This window comes from Aquimarina sp. AWH4_224 (genome assembly GCF_056160245.1).
This window is the reverse complement of record NZ_JBSWWU010000061.1, coordinates 1-417: the sequence shown is the minus strand read 5'-3', so window position 1 is coordinate 417 and position 417 is coordinate 1. Positions and strand designations below refer to the sequence as shown.

Here is a 417-nt window from a genome sequence, read left to right as displayed (position 1 = left end):
TGATTGTCTGAGTCACATTGATGCTGTTTCCTGCGGCATCCGTCACACTATAGGTTCTAGTGATCACTTCTGGATTGCTGTTTCCATCACTGACATCGCTTACAAATGCCACCGTGGGAGTACCACAATTGTCTGCCTCGTCTGTTACGACAGTGATATCTGGTGTAGGTGCAGCACATTGGGCACTGATCGGTGCAGGGTTACTCGCCGTTGGATCGGTAGTATCGTTAATCGTAATCGTCTGAGTCACATTGATACTGTTTCCTGCGGCATCCGTCACACTATAGGTTCTGGTGATGACTTCTGGGTTGCTATTCCCATCACTGACATCACTTACAAATGCCACCGTGGGAGTACCACAATTGTCCGCTTCATCAGTAACGACGGTAATATCTGGTGTAGGTGCAGCACATTGGG

The 417-nt window shown here is 48.4% G+C and carries 1 pseudogene; it reads right to left on the bottom strand.

Going from position 1 to position 417, the window contains the following annotated elements:
- Window positions 1-417 (bottom strand): annotated as a pseudogene (locus tag ACXAGJ_RS24695) (gliding motility-associated C-terminal domain-containing protein); the annotation flags it as partial.